At 72.3% G+C, this 16,380-nt stretch carries 19 protein-coding genes; 5 read left to right on the forward strand and 14 right to left on the reverse strand.

Annotated features, from left to right (window positions below; genetic code table 11):
• Nucleotides 1–109: 109 nt before the first annotated feature.
• The 4 genes from ACWC2B_RS06105 to ACWC2B_RS06120 form a co-directional block, all read right to left on the reverse strand.
• Complete coding sequence (locus ACWC2B_RS06105; protein ID WP_450715240.1) at nucleotides 110–2,452, reverse strand: GH92 family glycosyl hydrolase; 2,343 nt, start codon at nucleotides 2,450–2,452, stop codon at nucleotides 110–112.
• 181 nt (nucleotides 2,453–2,633) lie between these two features.
• A complete protein-coding gene (locus ACWC2B_RS06110) occupies nucleotides 2,634–3,182 on the reverse strand; it encodes a Clp protease N-terminal domain-containing protein (RefSeq protein ID WP_450715241.1) in 549 nt (182 codons plus the stop codon).
• A 2-nt stretch (nucleotides 3,183–3,184) separates the two neighbouring features.
• Entirely contained in the window at nucleotides 3,185–3,427 is a 243-nt protein-coding gene (locus tag ACWC2B_RS06115) for a hypothetical protein (protein WP_053730920.1), read from the reverse strand.
• A 61-nt stretch (nucleotides 3,428–3,488) separates the two neighbouring features.
• On the reverse strand, nucleotides 3,489–4,232 hold the full coding sequence (locus tag ACWC2B_RS06120; protein ID WP_450715242.1) for a (2Fe-2S)-binding protein: 744 nt from the start codon (nucleotides 4,230–4,232) through the stop codon (nucleotides 3,489–3,491).
• Between the two features lie 339 nt (nucleotides 4,233–4,571).
• On the opposite strand from ACWC2B_RS06120, the gene ACWC2B_RS06125 reads away from it, so the two are divergent.
• Nucleotides 4,572–5,501 (forward strand): DMT family transporter, encoded by a 930-nt coding sequence (locus tag ACWC2B_RS06125; RefSeq protein WP_450715243.1) that lies wholly within the window; start codon nucleotides 4,572–4,574, stop codon nucleotides 5,499–5,501.
• Here ACWC2B_RS06125 and ACWC2B_RS06130 read toward each other — a convergent pair.
• Entirely contained in the window at nucleotides 5,471–6,640 is a 1,170-nt protein-coding gene (locus ACWC2B_RS06130; RefSeq protein ID WP_450715244.1) for a transglycosylase family protein, read from the reverse strand. The two genes, ACWC2B_RS06125 and ACWC2B_RS06130, sit on opposite strands and share 31 nt — an antisense overlap.
• A gap of 231 nt (nucleotides 6,641–6,871) precedes the next feature.
• Here ACWC2B_RS06130 and gndA point away from each other — a divergent pair, with 231 nt between their 5' ends.
• Nucleotides 6,872–8,314 carry an NADP-dependent phosphogluconate dehydrogenase gene (gene gndA / locus ACWC2B_RS06135; RefSeq protein ID WP_450715245.1) on the forward strand — a complete coding sequence of 481 codons (1,443 nt, stop codon included), beginning with the start codon at nucleotides 6,872–6,874 and terminating at the stop codon, nucleotides 8,312–8,314.
• A 27-nt stretch (nucleotides 8,315–8,341) separates the two neighbouring features.
• Here the strand turns inward: gndA and ACWC2B_RS06140 are convergent, their stop codons facing one another.
• The 7 genes from ACWC2B_RS06140 to ACWC2B_RS06170 all read right to left on the reverse strand — a co-directional run bounded on the left by ACWC2B_RS06140 (nucleotide 8,342) and on the right by ACWC2B_RS06170 (nucleotide 12,295).
• On the reverse strand, nucleotides 8,342–8,572 hold the full coding sequence (locus ACWC2B_RS06140) for a hypothetical protein (protein ID WP_450715246.1): 231 nt from the start codon (nucleotides 8,570–8,572) through the stop codon (nucleotides 8,342–8,344).
• A 75-nt stretch (nucleotides 8,573–8,647) separates the two neighbouring features.
• The gene (locus ACWC2B_RS06145) at nucleotides 8,648–9,334 is read right to left on the reverse strand and encodes an aspartate/glutamate racemase family protein (RefSeq protein WP_450715563.1); all 687 of its coding nucleotides are present in this window, start codon (nucleotides 9,332–9,334) and stop codon (nucleotides 8,648–8,650) included.
• A 2-nt stretch (nucleotides 9,335–9,336) separates the two neighbouring features.
• A complete protein-coding gene (locus ACWC2B_RS06150; protein WP_450715247.1) occupies nucleotides 9,337–9,675 on the reverse strand; it encodes a GNAT family N-acetyltransferase in 339 nt (112 codons plus the stop codon).
• A 30-nt stretch (nucleotides 9,676–9,705) separates the two neighbouring features.
• Nucleotides 9,706–10,134: an aspartate 1-decarboxylase gene (gene panD / locus ACWC2B_RS06155; protein ID WP_450715248.1), complete on the reverse strand. Its 429-nt coding sequence runs from the start codon at nucleotides 10,132–10,134 to the stop codon at nucleotides 9,706–9,708.
• 158 nt (nucleotides 10,135–10,292) lie between these two features.
• Nucleotides 10,293–10,823, reverse strand: coding sequence for a DoxX family protein (locus tag ACWC2B_RS06160; RefSeq protein ID WP_450715249.1), 531 nt, complete (start codon nucleotides 10,821–10,823; stop codon nucleotides 10,293–10,295).
• Nucleotides 10,824–10,943: 120 nt separating this feature from the next.
• On the reverse strand, nucleotides 10,944–11,885 hold the full coding sequence (locus ACWC2B_RS06165; RefSeq protein ID WP_450715250.1) for a M56 family metallopeptidase: 942 nt from the start codon (nucleotides 11,883–11,885) through the stop codon (nucleotides 10,944–10,946).
• A complete protein-coding gene (locus tag ACWC2B_RS06170) occupies nucleotides 11,882–12,295 on the reverse strand; it encodes a BlaI/MecI/CopY family transcriptional regulator (protein ID WP_450715251.1) in 414 nt (137 codons plus the stop codon). Before ACWC2B_RS06170 ends, ACWC2B_RS06165 begins: the two co-directional genes overlap by 4 nt.
• Before the next feature lie 123 nt (nucleotides 12,296–12,418).
• Between ACWC2B_RS06170 and ACWC2B_RS06175 the strand changes: the two genes are divergently transcribed.
• From ACWC2B_RS06175 to ACWC2B_RS06185, 3 genes are read left to right on the forward strand one after another with little or no spacing between them, the layout of a single operon-like run.
• Nucleotides 12,419–13,093, forward strand: coding sequence for a DedA family protein (locus tag ACWC2B_RS06175; protein WP_450715252.1), 675 nt, complete (start codon nucleotides 12,419–12,421; stop codon nucleotides 13,091–13,093).
• Entirely contained in the window at nucleotides 13,093–13,674 is a 582-nt protein-coding gene (locus ACWC2B_RS06180) for a phosphatase PAP2 family protein (protein WP_450715253.1), read from the forward strand. The genes ACWC2B_RS06175 and ACWC2B_RS06180 overlap by 1 nt, the downstream gene beginning before the upstream one ends.
• Nucleotides 13,671–14,330 (forward strand): phosphatase PAP2 family protein, encoded by a 660-nt coding sequence (locus tag ACWC2B_RS06185; RefSeq protein WP_450715254.1) that lies wholly within the window; start codon nucleotides 13,671–13,673, stop codon nucleotides 14,328–14,330. Before ACWC2B_RS06180 ends, ACWC2B_RS06185 begins: the two co-directional genes overlap by 4 nt.
• Before the next feature lie 94 nt (nucleotides 14,331–14,424).
• Here the strand turns inward: ACWC2B_RS06185 and ACWC2B_RS06190 are convergent, their stop codons facing one another.
• Together ACWC2B_RS06190 and ACWC2B_RS06195 are read right to left on the reverse strand one after the other, a co-directional pair.
• Nucleotides 14,425–14,625 carry a hypothetical protein gene (locus tag ACWC2B_RS06190; protein WP_450715255.1) on the reverse strand — a complete coding sequence of 67 codons (201 nt, stop codon included), beginning with the start codon at nucleotides 14,623–14,625 and terminating at the stop codon, nucleotides 14,425–14,427.
• 389 nt (nucleotides 14,626–15,014) lie between these two features.
• The gene (locus tag ACWC2B_RS06195) at nucleotides 15,015–16,250 is read right to left on the reverse strand and encodes a hypothetical protein (RefSeq protein ID WP_450715256.1); all 1,236 of its coding nucleotides are present in this window, start codon (nucleotides 16,248–16,250) and stop codon (nucleotides 15,015–15,017) included.
• Nucleotides 16,251–16,380 lie beyond the last annotated feature (130 nt).

The raw sequence follows: 16,380 nt of genomic DNA on the forward strand, positions 1-16,380 counted from the left end.
GCTACTAGGGCGTTTCGGCAACGCGGCATGGGGGTCCCCCCTGGCCCTTAAGGCCTTGGGGGAGTGCGTGCCAGACGCCACGGGCCCGGGCGGGGTTTAGACACAGGCTCTAACGGACCACGGGCGGCGCCGCCGAAGGCGACGTGCCCCACGCGGAAGGGGCGGAACCGACCGCGAGGGCCAGGCTCCGGCCCGCCCTCAGGTCCGCCCCGGTGAGGTACGTACGGCTCTGGACCCGCCCGTCCAGCCGAGCGCCCTGGATGTAGCGGGCAGCGTCGGACGTGCCCGGGGCGGTCACGGTGAACCCGCCGCTCGGGTAGTACCGGCGGTCGAGCGAGAGGTCGACCCGGTCGAAGACGGGCGTGGAAAGACCCCAGGTGTCCGTGCCCGGCTGGACCGGGAAGATCCCGATCGAGGACAGCACCATCCACGCGGACATCGTCCCGAGATCGTCGTTGCCGGTCATCCCCGTCGGCGCGTCGGTGAACAGCGTCAGCGCCGCGTGCACCACGTCGGTCGTCTTCCACGGCTGCCCGGTGGAGAGATAGGTGTACGGAGCGATGAGGTCGGGCTCGTTCTGCGGGTTGTACTTGTCGGCGTTGTAGTACGAGTACGGCCCGTTCACCCACACCTGGCGGGCTGTCCTGGCGGGGTCCGCGAGGAGCTTGTCGTACGCGAAGAAGGAGTCGAGGCGCTGGTTGGCCGCGTCCTGGCCACCGATGAGGGAGACCATGCCGGGCAGGTCCTGCGGGACCAGCCACTGGTACTGCCAGGACGTGCCCTCGTGGAAGCCCTCGCTCTTGGCCGGGTCGGCGGGTCCGGTGAAGGCGCCCCGCGCGTCGCGGGCGCGGAAGAACCCGGTCGAGGGGTCGAAGATCTTCCGGTAGTTCTGGGCGCGGGCGGTGTAGCGGGCGGCGTCCTCGGGGTGCCCGAGCTCGCGGGCCATCCTGCCGAGCATGGCGTCGGCGAGCGCGTACTCCAGGGTCGCGGACCCGCCGTGGTCGAAGTCGGAGTCGCCGGGCTTCTTGTGCGGGCGGCCCTTGATGTAGGGGGCGTAACCGTCCCTGATGTACGGGGAGTTGGCCTCGCGTCCGACGGCCGGCGAGTCGGCGGGCGGCACCCCGTCGGCGTTCTTCTTGAGCGCGCGGTAGGCCTGCTCCTCGTACCCCTTCAGGAGTCCCTGCGCGTAGGCGTTGGTGAGGAACGGGGTGACCGGGTCGCCCGTCATGATGTTGGTCTCGACGGTGCCGTAACCCCACTTGGGCAGCCAGCCGCTCTCCTCGTCGATCTTCAGCACGGAGATCGCCATGTCGCGGGCCTCGCGCGGGGCGAGCAGCGAGAGCAGTTGGGTCTGGGTGCGGTAGGTGTCCCAGAGGGACCAGTTCTGGTAGTAGTCGAAGCCCTTGGCGCGGTGGATCTTCTGGTCCCAGCCCGTGTAGCGGCCATCGGTGTCGCTGGCGATGTTGGGCGCGAGGAACGAGCGGTAGAGCGAGGAGTAGAAGGTGCGGCGCAGGGTGTCGGCGCCGCCCTGGGCCCGTACGGTTGCGAGCCTGCGCTCCCAGGCGCCCCGGGCCGCGCGGGCGGCCCGGTCGAAGCTCTGGCCGCCCTCGGCGCGGAGGTTTCCGGCCGCGCCCGCCGCGTCCACGTAGCTGAGGGCGGTGGTCGCCTCGACGGTGCGGTCCTCGGTGGTGTCGAAGCGCAGCCAGGCCCCGTTGCCCGCGCTGCCGCTGGACCGCGTCGTACCCGCGCTGACCTTGCCGTCCTTCCAGGTGCCGGACGCGGTGAACGGGCGGTCGAAGCGCGTGACCGTGTAGAGGGTGTACGGCTTGGTGTCCTGGCAGAAGCCGCTGCCGGTGATGGCGGTGCGGACGGTGCGCGCGTCCAGGATCTCGACGGTGGTGGAGATGGTGCTGTGCAGCGACTGGCCCGCGTTGAGCAGCACGTTGGCCTTGTCGGTGGCGGGGAAGGTGTAGCGCTGGACGCCGGTGCGCGTGGTGGCGGTGAGTTCCGCGGTGATCCCGGAGTCGAGGCCGACCTTGTAGTAGCCGGGGCTCGCCTTCTCGGTGGCGTGGCTGAACTTCGCGGCGTAGCGGGCGTAGTCGGTCTCGGTGATGTCGCCCGTCGTGGGCAGCGTGGGCAGGTCGCCGCCGAGTCCGCAGCCCACGCCCGACAGATGCACGGCGGAGAAGCCCCGGATGTGGTCCTGGGCGTGGTCGTAGCCGGTGTTGTGGCCGGTGTCCGGGGAGAGCTGGACCATGCCGAACGGCACGGCGGCGCCCGGATAGGTGTTGCCCTCGTTCTCCGTGCCGATGAACGGGTTGACCAGATCGGTCAGTTGACCACCACCGGAAGGTGGCGAGGCCTGGGCGGCGGGCGCGGCGAGCACCCCGGCAAGCAGCGCGAGAGCGGCGAGCGCGATGCCCGCCCCGCGCGTTCTCCGGTTCGGACGCATGGGTGGAACGCCTCCTTGGACACCATGGACGGCACGAAGCGCTAGACAACGTTGTCACGGCGCGATCATTCTTCGGCCTCATGCGTGTACGCGTCAAGAGTTCGGGCGCGGGTCGGAACACGGGCGGGGGCCCGGCGGGATTTTCCTGCCGAGCCCCCAACTCCCTTGCTGTGCCTGCGTTCTAGGCGTGGTCCGGAGCCACCCGGGTCAGGACCTCCGCCCGCAGCCCGGCCGGGTCGGTGCCGAGGGCCGCGAGGACCTCCATCCCCCGGCCACCGTCGCCGGCTGCGAGCAGGCCCAGCAGCATGTGCTCCGTGCCGAACCGGTCGTGACCGAGGGCCTTCGCCTCGCGGAGGGTGGCCTCCAGGACCTTCTTGGCGCGCGGCGTGTACGCGGGCCGGGGGTACTGGAAGGTGCCGGGCCCGAAGGTGTTGTCGGCCTGGCGCTTGATCTCCTCGACGTCGATGCCGATCGAGGCGAGCGCGTCCTTCGCGGGCTGCCCGCCGGTGCTCGCCACCCCTGCCGCGTCGAGGATCCGTACGGTCTCCGCGCGGACCCGGTCCACCTCGACGCCCCGCGCGGTCAGCGCGTCCCAGGCGGTGCTGTCGTCGGTTCCGGCGAGGCCCAGCAGGATGTGCTCCGTGCCGATGAAGTCGTGGCCCAGCGCGAGCGCCTCGTCCTGCGATGCCACGATCGCCCGCCTGGCACGCTCGGTGAAAAACTCGAACACCTTCAGTCCTCCTTGCCCGTGGCTTTGCGCCTGCTCGCATGCTTTTCGTGCACCGACTGCCTGCTGACGTTCAGCGAGGTGGCGATGGACTGCCAGGACCAGCCCTGGTCGCGGGCGTTGTCGACGTGAACGCGCTCCAGCTCCTCCAGGAGGCGGCGCAGCGCGACGACCGCGGCGAGCCCGACGGCGGGGTCCTTGTTGGTGACCTGTCCGGCCAGCGAGGCCGGTGTGTCCTCAGCTCCCATGACTGTCAGGTTGCCCTGACAGTCGGAGGTTGTCAAGGAATCCTGACATACGGCCGGCAGGTCACTCCCGTACGTCGAGCGCGGGACCCCGCTCCGGCGCCCGATCGAAGACGCAGTCGCCGCACAAGCCACCCCCGGGGCAGCGGTAGTAGAGGCAGCAGCTGCGCCTGCGGAACGCGGGGCCGGGCAGCAGGGTGCCGGTGCCGGCGAGGTCGGGGTGGGTGAACAGTTCGGCGCCCAGGGCCAGGGCCCGGTCCCCCACCTCGGGACGGCCCGACTTCCTTGCCCAGCCGTGGAGTTCGCGCACCGCACCGGCGAGAGCGGAACCGGCGTTGCCGCGCAGCAGCCCGTACGACACCGGGGTGTCGCGGCGGACCGCCTCGGCGAGCGGGGCGAGGTGGCCGTCCAGGACCGACTCCGCCACGCGCTCGGCGGTCGCCTCCCGGGACTTTCCGCCGGGCGCGAGGAGCAGATCGTCCGGCGAGGTGCGTCCGCCGTCCCAGTACAGCCGGTCCGGGGCGAGGTCCGGCAGGACGCCGTGGAGCGCGGCGGGGCCGAGCGCGATCGACCAGAGCCGGGCGGCGAGGCCCAGGTGTGCGATGGAGGCGGCGACCCGGCGCTCGGGGGCGCGCAGCCGGGCGGCGACCGTGTCGATGCGGGCCGCCAGGGGCGCCGCCTGCCCCGCGTACGACGTCTCCCCCGCGTACAGCGAGGCGAGCGGGACATAGGGGTGGGCGCCGTTCCCGAGCCGGAGGGCGAAGAAACCCCCGACCGATGAGACCTCCGCCAGTTCCTCCGGATTCAACCCGCTCGCCTCGCCTCTCTCGGTCGCGCACTTCTTGCCCGCCAGTTCGGGGCGGGCAGTACTGCTCAGTAGGTGTCAGTGCGTGCCACTGTGGCACGTACTCGCCGGTGGCCGGTTTCCACCCCGCGGGCAGGGCGGGTTCGCCGATCGGTACCAAGGGTCGGACCAGCTGCGGAAGGTGATCTTCCGATCCCCTTGACGGCCATTTTGAGCTGCGGTTTTACTGAAAGTCCGATATCTGGGACGACTTTGGTCGTACGTCCCTACTCCTTCTGGAGTACGAAGCAATCGGTGCTCAGGGACGACGACACGGGGTCCGCAACGAGACATCGTGGAGCCATGAGCGCCCTTGTCCTGGCCGTGCTGCTGTCCCTGGTCTCCGCCGTCGCGTACGCGGCGGCGGCGATCGTGCAGGAGCGCGTAGCCGCGTCCGGCCCGAGCAACGCGTACGCCCCCGTGCGCCGCCCGGCCTGGTGGGGCTCGGTCACCCTCAACGGTCTTGGCGCGGCGCTGCACGTCGCGGCCCTGGCCTACGGCCCGCTCACGCTGGTGCAGCCGATGGGCGCGCTCACCATCGTGTTCGCGCTGCCGATGTCGGCCGTGTTCATCAGACGCCGGGCCGGGGCGACCGCCTGGCGCGGGGCGGTCATGGCCACCGCGGGCCTGGCCGGGCTGCTCGCGCTGACCAACGGGGCGGACGCGGACACCCTCACCATGGGGCCGCGCCTGATGCTCGCGGCGGCCGGGTTCGGCGGGGTGGCGGCGCTGTTCGTGGCGTCCAGGGCCCTGCACCGGTCGGTCACCCGCGGCGTGCTGCTCGCCACCGCGGCGGGCGGCGCGTTCGGGCTCGCCTCGGTGTTCACCAAGTCCGTCGCCGAGGACTGGCAGTCGGGCCTGCCCCTGACCGAGCTGCCCGTCCTGTTCGCGACAGCCGGGTTCGCGATCTCGGGGCTGCTGCTCTCGCAGGCTTCCTACAGAGGCGCGGGTCTCGCGGTACCGCTGGCCACGGTCACCGTCGTCAACCCGGTGGTCGCCGCGACCATCGGCCTGACCCTGTTCGGCGAGTCCTTCCGGTACGGGACGGCGGGCACCGCGATCGCACTGGGCTTCGGTGTCGTGGCGGCGGGCGGGCTGATCCTGCTCACCACGGAACGGCTGAGCGCCGCCCACCACCACAAGGCGGTTCTGCCCTCGGGCATACCCCCGGCGCCCGGTGGACGCCAGGGGGACAGCCCGGATCAGACGGCGACGCCCCCCGCTCTCAGGTAGGCCAGCGGGTCGACGTCGGATCCGTAGGCCGGTCCGGTGCGTATCTCGAAGTGCAGATGCGGCCCGGTGGCGTTTCCGGTCGAGCCCGAACGGCCTATCCGCTGGCTGGTGTTGACCTGCTGGCCCGCCTTCACATTGACCGCCGAGAGGTGGGCGTACTGGCTGTAGCGGCCGTCGGGGTGGTGGATCACCACCTGGTATCCGTACGAGCCGCCCCAGCCGGCCTCGACGACGGTGCCCGCGGTGACCGCTTTCACCGAGGTGCCGGTGGCCACGGGGAAGTCGACGCCGGTGTGGTATCCGCTCGCCCAGGACGAACCTGCCTTGTGGTACGGGGTGCTGGGGTGCGCGTCGACGGGGGCGGTGAACCCGACCGACTTGGTGGCCACCTTCGCCGCGGGCGGCTTGGCGGCGGGCGGCTTCGGAGTGGCCTTCGGCGGGGTCGTCGGCTTCGCCGGGGCGGCGCCGGGCAGGGTCAGATGCTGCCCGGGCCGGATGAGATCGGGGTTGGCGCCGACGACCGTGCGGTTCTCCGCGTACAGCTTGGGCCAGCCGCCCTGGACGCGCTCGTGCTCGGCGATCGTGGACAGCGAGTCGCCGTGCACGACGGTGTACGACTCCCGCTTGCCGGGCACCTTGGTGGGGCTCGGCGGGTCGGCCTTCTTCGTGGTGGGCGCCGGGGACTTCGGCGCGGCAGGGGCCGCCTTCGGCTTGATCTCGGTCCGCCGCTGGGTCGTCGTGGCCAGCTGCGGAGCCACGCCGCCCCGGGTGAGACCCGCCTCCCCCGAGCAGACCGGCCAGGCGCCGGGGCCCTGCCCCTTGAGCACCTTCTCGGCGATGGCGATCTGTTGGTCCCGGCCGGCCAGGTCCGCGCGCGCCGCGTACCGGCGGCCGCCGTACGCCTCCCAGGTGGACTGGCTGAACTGGAGCCCGCCGTAATAGCCGTTGCCCGTGTTGATGTGCCAGTTGTTGGTCGATTCGCAGGCCGCCACCTTGTTCCAGACGTCCACGGACGCGGCGTCCGCGGTGCCCGCGCCGATCAGCGGGAGGGCGATGCCCGCCCCGCCGGCCGTAACCGTCAGGGACGCCCGATTGATCCGGCTCGGCTGATACCGGCGGTGCCGGCCGCGTAAGGCCATGAGTCCCCCTCGAAGGCATCAAGAGCCGCCAAAATAGGGGCTGCGAACTGCTCATGACAAGGGGTCGGACAAGCGGAGGGCGGGCCTCAGCGAGGCCGGGACTTTCGGGCCCTCGTGTCGGGAATCCCGACCGTGCCGGATGACGTGGCATGTTCCGTAGGGTGGGCGGCAACCGCGCGCCGTGACGGTCGCTCGTGGCGTCGCGAACCCCGAGGATCCAGGAGCACACGCATGAGTGGAACAGCCCAGATCGGCGTCACCGGACTCGCGGTCATGGGCCGCAACCTCGCCCGTAACTTCGCGCGCAACGGGTTCACGGTCGCCGTGCACAACCGGACGGCCGCCAAGACCCGTGCGCTGGTCGAGGAGTTCGGCTCCGAGGGCAGCTTCGTCGCGGCCGAGTCGCCCGAGGAGTTCGTCGCCGCCCTGGAACGGCCGCGCCGGCTCGTCATCATGGTCAAGGCGGGCGAGCCGACGGACGCGGTGATCAAGGAGTTCGCGCCGCTCCTGGAAGAAGGCGACGTCATCATCGACGGCGGCAACGCCCACTTCGAGGACACCCGCAGGCGCGAGCGCGAACTGCGCGAGCGCGGCATCCACTTCGTGGGCGTCGGCATCTCGGGCGGCGAGGAGGGCGCGCTGCACGGGCCGAGCATCATGCCGGGCGGCTCGGCCGAGTCGTACGACGCGCTCGGACCGCTCCTGGAGCGGATCGCGGCGAAGGCCCCGGACGGCACCCCGTGTGTCACGCACGTGGGCCCGGACGGCGCGGGCCACTTCGTGAAGATGGTGCACAACGGCATCGAGTACGCCGACATGCAGCTCATCGCGGAGGCCTACCACTTGCTGCGTACGGTCGCGGGCTACTCACCCTCGAAGATCGCCGAGACGTTCCGGGGCTGGAACACCGGCCGTCTCGACTCCTACCTGATCGAGATCACGGCCGAGGTACTGGCCCATGTCGACGCGTCGACCGGGAAGCCGTTCGTCGACGTCGTCCAGGACCAGGCGGAGCAGAAGGGCACCGGCCGCTGGACGGTGCAGATCGCGCTCGACCTCGGGGTCCCCGTGTCGGGCATCGCCGAGGCCGTGTTCGCCCGCTCCCTGTCGGGCCACGCCGAACTGCGCGAGGCGGCCCGCTCCCTGGCGGGGCCGGCCGTGGCGCCGCTGGGCGAGGCCGAGGCGGCCGCGTTCGCCGCGCAGGTGGAGCAGGCGCTGTACGCGTCGAAGATCGTGTCGTACACGCAGGGCTTCCACCAGATCCAGGCGGGCAGCGAGAACTACGACTGGGGCGTCGACCCGGGTGCGGTCGCGGCGATCTGGCGGGCGGGCTGCATCATCCGGGCCGCGTTCCTCGACCGGATCCGGGGCGCCTACGACACTCAGCCCGACCTGCCGAGCCTGCTCTCGGACAAGCGGTTCGGCGACGAGATCGGGGCCGCGCAGGACGACTGGCGCGCGGTGATCGTGGCGGCAGCCATGCGGGGCGTGCCGGTACCCGGCTTCTCGGCGGCGCTCGCGTACTACGACGCGCTGCGCGCCGAGCGGCTCCCGGCGGCGCTCACCCAGGGCCAGCGCGACTTCTTCGGCGCCCACACCTACCGCCGCACCGATCGGGAGGGCTCGTTCCACACGCTGTGGGGCGGCGACCGGTCCGAGGTGAGCACCGGCTGACCAACGGTTCCGCCGGGCCGGGCGCCGTCAGCCGGCCGGCTCGGGCTCCGGCGGACCCGGAACGGGGTCGGGGCCCGGCGGCTGCGGTACGGGATCCGGCAGATCGGGGTCCGGGCCCGGCTGGGGCGGCTTGGGGTCGGGTCCTGGCTCCGGCGGCGTGGGCTCCGGGCCGGGGCCGGGGCCCGGCAGCGGGCCCGGTTCGGGGTCGGGCAGCGGCGAGGGCCACGGCGGGGCGGGCTCGGGGTGCGGGACGGTCATGGTCGGCCTCCTCAGGGTCTGAGTTCAGCTTCACCTGCGCGCCTTCCCGGCGCCCGCCGGTTCAACCCGTCCGGGTCAGCGCCTGTGTCCGGACTCCGGCCGCAGGCCCGGGCGCGGATCAGACACAGGCTCTCGGGCCACCACCACGGCTGCGGCCGCGCGCAGTCCGGGCCGGGGGCTGGACAGCACGGGGACGTCGATCGTTGTCCGCGCGGCGGCGGGAGCCATCGAGGCCTGCGCCAGAACGACGACGTCCACGTCCGTCAGCGCGTCCACGGTCGCCGCGATCTCCGCGAAGTACGCGTCCGCGTCGCCCGATCGGAAGTGCTGCCAGGCGTCCTCGGCGAGGATCTTGCGCAGGGTGAGAGGCCGGTCGCCGGCCTCTTCGCGGATCAGCTCGGCGGTCGGCTCCAGGGTGGACGCGACCGTCGCCACGACGGCGATCCGGTGGCCCCGCGCCACGGCGTCCGCGGCCATCGGCCGGTCGACCCTCAGCACCGGGACGCCGAGCGAGGCCGATGCCGCCTCGGCGATGCCGCCGATCGTGGAGCAGGTGCACAGGACCGCGTCCGCGCCCTGGGCCACCGCTTCGGCGAGGGCGGCCCGGACCTCCCCGACCACGGCTTCCAGGCCCAACTCCCCTGCCCGGCCGAGGAGTTGCTCGTGCACGAGGTGGCGCAGTTCGAGGTCCGGCGCGTCCTCGTCACGCAGCGCCTCGAAGACCGGGACGTGGACGGGCGAGGTGTGCAGGAGTGCGAGCACGGTCACCACAGTTCCGGGTCGGCGGCGAGCTGGGCCTGGGCGGCTTCGACGAGGCCGGCCGGTGCGGCGGGCGCCTCGTCCGGGTGACGTTCGGCCCACTTCGCGGCGTACGGGCAGAGCGGCACGACAGGAACGCCCTCGCGCGCGGCCATGGCGTAGAACTCCCGCACCAGGGCGCCCGCGATGCCCTTGCCCTCGTACGCGGGCTCCACGACGGTGTGCACCGCCACGAGCGCGGCCGACTCGCCGTCGAGGGTGAAGTAGGCGATACGGCCGGCCACTTCATCGCCCTCGAAGGCCGCGAGCAGCCCCCGGGAGCGGTCGTCTCGGATCTCTGCCATGGTGCGGGGTCCTCTGCGGTGGTGGCCGGTTCAGCTCTGGGCGGGGACTCGGGCGTGCGGGCTGCGCCGCTGGTCACTGCCGGGGACCGGCGCCGAGGCGTCGGTGCCGAGCTCGACGATGCGGTTGGCCGCGTCCACATGCACCACGCTGGGCTTCAGAGCGCGCGCCTCGGCGTCGTCGACCTGGGCGTAGCTGATGAGGATCACCAGGTCGCCGGGGTGCACGAGGTGAGCGGCGGCACCGTTGATGCCGATGACTCCGGAGCCCCGCTCGCCCTCGATGACGTACGTCTCCAGGCGGTTGCCGTTGTCGATGTCGACGATGTGGACCAGCTCACCGGGGAGCAGGTCGGCCGCCTCCATGAGCTCGGCATCCACGGTGACCGAGCCCACGTAGTGGAGGTCGGCCTGGGTCACGGTGGCACGGTGGATCTTGGACTTGAACATGGTGCGCAGCACTGCGTCACACTCCTGCCGGACAGAGGGTCGCGGCCCCGGACGGGGTACGCGCCAACGTCTGACAGGGTACGACTCCGGATCACGTGGCGGGGAAGCAGCCCGGCGGTTGGACGGGGCGGCTCGGCGGCGCCTGCGTCGGGCTCGGCGGCCCGGGCGCCTCAGTCGAACGTCTCGACCTCGGCCTCGGCCTGCTGCTTGGCCCTGCGTCCGACCACGGCCGCGGCCGCCACGGCGCTGCCGAGGAAGGCGAGTGCGACGGTCCAGGGCTGGTCGAGCACATGGTCCGTGGCGTGGTCGAGGGAGTAGCGGCCGGCACCCGCGAGGCCGATCGCGGCGGCCGTGAAGCCGAGGAAGGCCGGGTATTCGAAGCCGCCGCCCTGGGCGAAGAAGCCGGCCGGGGCGTGCACGGAGACCGCGCCCGCCATGGCTCCGGCCGCCGCGGCTCCGGCGGCCGGGGTGGCGAGGCCGATGGTCAGCAGGGCGCCGCCGCCCATCTCGCCGAGCCCGGCGGCGATCGCGCTCTGCCTGCCGGGCCGGAACCCCATGTGCTCCATGGCGGCGGCGGTGCCTTCGAGCCCGGCGCCGCCGAAGCAGCCGAAGAGCTTCTGGGCGCCGTGCGCCATCAGTACGGCGCCGGTGCCGGCCCGCAGCACGAGCAGTCCGAGGTCGCGTCGGTTGAGGCAGGTCATGGCTTCTCCCGGAGCGTGGGGCGATGGGCTCGGGATCCACTCTCCGGGGCAGGGGCCACCGACCAGCAGCGTTACTGGGCCGTACGGGTCACGGGGGCGGCAGGCACGGTAGACGCACCGTTAGCGGCCGGTCTCGCCCTGGGCTGTCTCGATCCCGCCGTGCAGATCCGCGGCCGCCTCGATCGCCGAGGCCGCCGAGACGCACAGGCAGCCCAGCAGGACGGCCGCTATCAGGCGGGCGCCGCGGGAGCGGGACAGTCGGGCCGCTGGGCGGCGGTCGAGCAGGGCCGCGACCCTGCGCGGCACCGGGCCCGCCGTCGCGGCGAGCACCGCGCGGGGGCGGGCCGGGGCGTGCGCGGCGGCCCGGGACGCGAGAGCGGCGCGGCCGATCGCGCGCGCGGCGAGTTTGCGGTCGCCCACGGCCCCTGCGGCGTACTCGTCGGCGGACCGCTCCAGGGCGAAGGCGAGCGGTGCCCGCAGCGAACGCAGCGACGGGTGGCAGTGCGCGGCGAGCTCGGCGGCGGCCAGGAACAGATGGTGGCGGCCGACGAGGTGGGCCCGCTCGTGGGCGAACAGGGCTTCGCGCTCGGCGGGTTCGAGGGCGCGCAGCATCCCGGTCGTGACGACGATCCGTCCCGGGCGGCCGGGCAGCGCGTAGGCGTCGGGGCCGGGGTCGCGCAGCACGGCGAGCTCGCCGGCGGTGGGCCCCAACTGGCCGCGGGCGGCGCTCAGTTCGGCGAGATGGCGCCGCGCGGTGCGGACGAGCGCGAGCCCCGACACGGCGACGAGCCCGGCCGCGACGGCCGCGGCCGGTATGGCGAGCCAGGCGGGGAGCGCGTCCAGCGGGGCCGTCAGGTTTTCGAGGGAGGCGAAGAAGGGCAGCCGGAGCGCGCCTGCGAGCGCGATCAGCCCCAGCGCGGCGGTCGAGCAGGCGGCGAGGCCGGTGGCCGCGGCGGCGAGCAGCCAGGCGGCCGGACGGGGCGGCAGGGCCTCGGCGAGCCGGCGAGCTGCGGGCACCGCGAGGAACGGCACGAGCAGCGGGATCCACACCGAGAAGATCATCGCCCGTCATCTCCGGATTCCCCGTCATCTCCGGACTCTTCGAGGAGGGAGCGAAGCAGTTGCTCGTCCTCGTCGCTGAGCTGGGAGACGAACCGGGCGAGGACCGTCGAGCGGTCCTCCTCCTTCGCCAGCTCGGTGTGCATGCGGCGGGCGGTCAGCCCCGGCGCGTCCTCCGTCGGGGTGTATGCGTAGCCGCGTCCGGACCGCCGGCGGGTGACCGCGCCCTTGTCGTGCAGGCGGGTCAGGATCGTGGTCACGGTGGTGCGGGCCAGCGTGCCGCCGAGCTCGGCCTGGACCTCGCCGGGGGTGAGTGGTGCCTCGGCGGCCCAGAGTGCGGCGAGGACACCGGCTTCCAGTTCACCCGCGGGGCGTCGTGCGTCCCCATGCCCGACGTCTCCCGTGGCTGTCATGGAACATTCCTCCCGCTTCATTCGTCTACAGTGCCGTAGACCGTCTACATCACTGTAGTCAGCCGGGCCGTGCGCCTCCGCAGGACGAGCGGCCCGACCACCATTATGGGAGGGCCCACTGACATGACAGTCGTACCCCTGTTCGCAGCCACGGCCCCACAGGCCGTGAACGTCCTCGACGCGGGCTCGCTGCTGTCCGCGTTCGGCGCGCTCGGCGTCGCCGTGGTGCTCTTCGCCGAGACGGGTCTGCTCGTCGGCTTCTTCCTGCCGGGCGACTCCCTGCTCTTCACCGCGGGCCTGCTGTGCGTGCCCGGCGGCAACGGGCCCGTATCGCTGTCGCTGCCCGAGGTCCTGATCTGCTCGGTCGCGGGCGCGCTCGTAGGCGCTCAGACGGGCTACTGGATCGGCCGCCGAGGCGGCCGCGCCCTGCTGACCCGCAGCAAGTCCCGCAAGCTGCACGAGGGGGCGGCTCGCGCCGAGGAGCTGCTCGCCAAGTACGGGCACGCGAAGGCGATCGTCCTCGCCCGCTTCGTGCCGATCGTCCGCACGGTGCTCAACCCGCTCGCGGGCGCTCTCGGCGTACCGGCCCGGGTCTTCGCCCTCTGGCAGATCGCGGGCGGACTCGTGTGGACCTGCGCGCTGGTCCTCGGCGGCTACGCACTGGGCTCGTCCGTGCCCAACATCGACCGCTATCTGCTGCCGCTCGTCGCGCTGGTCGCGGCCGTCTCGCTCACTCCCGTCGCCCTGGAGATCCTGCGCGCCCGCCGCGCCCGTGGGGCCACCGAGGAATCGCGCTGATGCACTTCGACGACGGGCTCTACACCTGGGTCACCGACTTGGCGCATCGCGCCCCCGGGCCGCTGGACACGCTGATCTCCGTCTGGTCGGACTACGGGCTCGCTCTGTTCGCCGTGCTGATGGTCCTCGCCTGGTGGCGGACCCGCCCGCTCGGCGCCGCCCGCGTTTCCCTGGCACTCGCCACCCCGTTCATCGTGGTCGCGGCGTACGTCGTCAACGACGTCTTCAAGATGGCCGTCCATGAGCAGCGCCCCTGTCAGACCCTGCACACGCTGACCGTCGAGGCCTGCCCGCCGCTCGGCGACTGGTCGTTCCCCAGCAATCACGCGGCGATCGCCGCCGCGGCGGCTGTGGCGGTCCTGCTCACGGACCGGGTGCTCGGCGCGATCGCGGTCCCGGCCGCGCTCCTGATGGGTGCCTCGCGCGTCTGGATCGGGGCGCACTATCCGCATGACGTGGTGATCGGCCTGCTGGTCGGCACGGCTGTCGCCCTGGTTCTCGCGCCTGTCGCCCGCAGGGCCGCCCCCTTCGTCGAGCGGCTCGGCGACACCCGGCTCCGGCCGCTGGTGAGCACTCGATGACTCCGGCACGGCGCGCGGGTACGGCGGCCTGCGTGCTGCTTCTCCTCTTCGTGGCGCTCACGGTGCTCGTCGCCGTGCGGCACGGGGCACCGCTGCCCGGCGACCGGGCCCTGCACCGCTGGCCGCTCGATCACCGGCCGCCGGTCGCCGTGGCCACCGCCCGCGCCATCACGGCGACCGGCACCGGCGCACTCCCCTACGTCCTCGCCTTCGTCGCGGGCCTGATCGCGGGCCGCGACAACAAACAGCGCCTGTACGCCGCGGCCGGTGCGCTCGCCGTGCTCCTCCTGGGCCAGGCCGTGCGGTACGGCGTGATGTCGGCCGTCGCCCGCCCGCGCCCGGCCGCGATCGACTGGGCGACCACGGCAGCCGGCCACTCCTTCCCCTCCGGCCACTCCACCACGAGCGCGCTCACTGCCGGACTGCTCGTCTGGGCGCTGGCGACGCGCACCTCGGCAGCCCGCCCCGCGTCCGCCCTGCTGCTGCTCTGGGCGGCCGCCGTGGGCCTCTCCCGGATCTACCTGGGGGTGCACTGGGCGAGCGACGTGCTGGGCGGCTGGCTGCTCGCCTCGCTCTGGCTCTGCCTCGCGGCCCTCGCCACGGCTCCTCTCGTACGGACACCCGGCGAGGACCCCGCCTCCGCGTCGCGGGCCTGAACGAACGGCGCCCCAACTCCCTTGATCCACACCCCACTTGGGGCTCTCTCGTGAACTCCTGACCGGCTGGCCCCCGTTCGCGGACATCCGGTCCTCAGCAGGCGGCCATGCACACCCCGCAGTAGCGGTCGGCGTTGGACAGGTCCGGCTTCTGCGGGGTCGCCGCCTCCTGCCGGGCGAGACTGCGGCCGCACAGGGTGGTGGGATCGTCGGTGCTCATCACGTGCCACAGGAGAGCGTTGCGGTCCTCCGCGCCCGCCCGGTCGAGAACCGCTTCCGCTCGCAGTTCGCGCATGGTGTGCTCCCTCCGCCCCGGGCTGCGCCGGGGCCGCTTTCCGCTCTGAGTGCCGCGGCCGCCGGCGTTCGCGGCCGCGCGGAGCCGGCGCACCCTCGCGCCGGCCGACCCGACCGGGGCCCGCGTCCCTGTTCCGAGCAGACCCCGGGGTCCGCGCGCCCGCCTCTCGGCGCCGCGCGAACCGCCCCGCCGAATCCGGCGTGTTGCACTTGACGGCTTACATCGCCGCAGGATGCGGCGGTCAGGCCGGATCCGGGCAAAATGCGGAATCCGGCGCCCGATCGAGTGATCGCCGCCGAGCGGCCGTCAACTGCGCACCCTTTATGCCGTCTTGACATGCCTCAGAGCCTGTGTCCGATCCGGAGGGAATTCAGACACGGGCTGCCAGGTCAGGCCGCCTTGAAGTAGGCGTTCCAGCCGCCCGGAGGCGCCTGCCCCACTTCGAGCTCACGAAGCCGGTCGAGCACCTTCGGGTCCTGCGCGTCGAGCCAGTCCACGAACTGGCGGAACGACACCAGACGTACGTCCTTCTTGTCGGCCATCGCCTTCAGCGCCTCCTCGACGGCGTCCATGTAGATGCCGCCGTTCCACTCCTCGAAGTGGTTGCCGACGTAGAAGGGCGCGCGGTTCGTCTCGTACGCGCGCTTGAAGCCCGCCAGGTACGAGGCGGTGGCCTGCGCCCGCCAGCCGGGATAGTGCGAGGTCATGCCCTTGGTGGAGTTCTTCGACTGGTTGGCGAGGATGTTGTAGTCCATCGACAGGACCTCGAAGGAGTGCCCGGGGAACGGGATGCTCTGCAGCGGAAGGTCCCATACGCCCTGGCGCTTCTCCGGCCACCTCTGACGGCCGCCGGGAGAGGAGGCGTCGTAGCGCCAGCCCCGTTCCTTCGCGGCGGGCAGCAGGTTCTCCTGGCCGAGCAGACAGGGCGTACGGCCGCCCACGAGTTCCCTGTGGTAGTCGAACGGCAGCGGTTCCTCGTCGGTCCAGCCGGTGTTGGTGCGCCATTCGGTGACGAAGGAGACCGCCTGGTCGATCTCGCTGTGCCACTGGGCTGCCGTCCAGTTGGCGACCGATCCCGAGCCGCCGCAGAAGTGGCCGTTGAAGTGCGTGCCGATCTCGTGCCCCTCAGACCAGGCCTGTCGGGTGTACTTCAGCGTCTCTTTGAGGTGCTCGTCGGTGAGATATCCGATGTCGGAGGCGCCGACGGGGTTGTTCGGCGGCTTGTAGAGGCTCTTCTTCGACTCGGGGAGCAGATACAGGCCGGAGAGGAAGAACGTCATGCCCGCGCCGTGGTTTCTGGCCAGTTCGAGGAAGCGCGGGAAGAGCCCGTTGCCGACCTCGCCGGCCCCGTCCCAGGAGAAGATCACGAACTGCGGCGGGGTCTCGCCCGGTTCGAGCCGAACGGGCTTGCCGGGCTGGTTCGGCTGCTTGCCGGTGTCCGCGGTCGAACCGTCACCGATCAGCCTGGCCTGGGGCTTCGCTGGTTTCGCCGGGCCCGGTCCGCGCACCGGCTCGCCGAGCTGGCCCGAACCGTCATCCCCCGATGAGCCGCACCCTGCGAGCCCCGCCGCCGCGACCGCCCCAAGTCCCGCGCCCAGCAATTCCCTTCGACTGATGTCTGGCATGCCTGCTCCCGTCGCTCACCCCACGGACCCCTGATGTGTAGACCAAATAGTCCTGAATTAACCCGATATTCATATAAATTGAGCCGCCCGCCACTTCACACGAACCCCGCCATCACCACGCGTAACCACC

This window comes from Streptomyces sp. NPDC001415 (assembly GCF_053597395.1).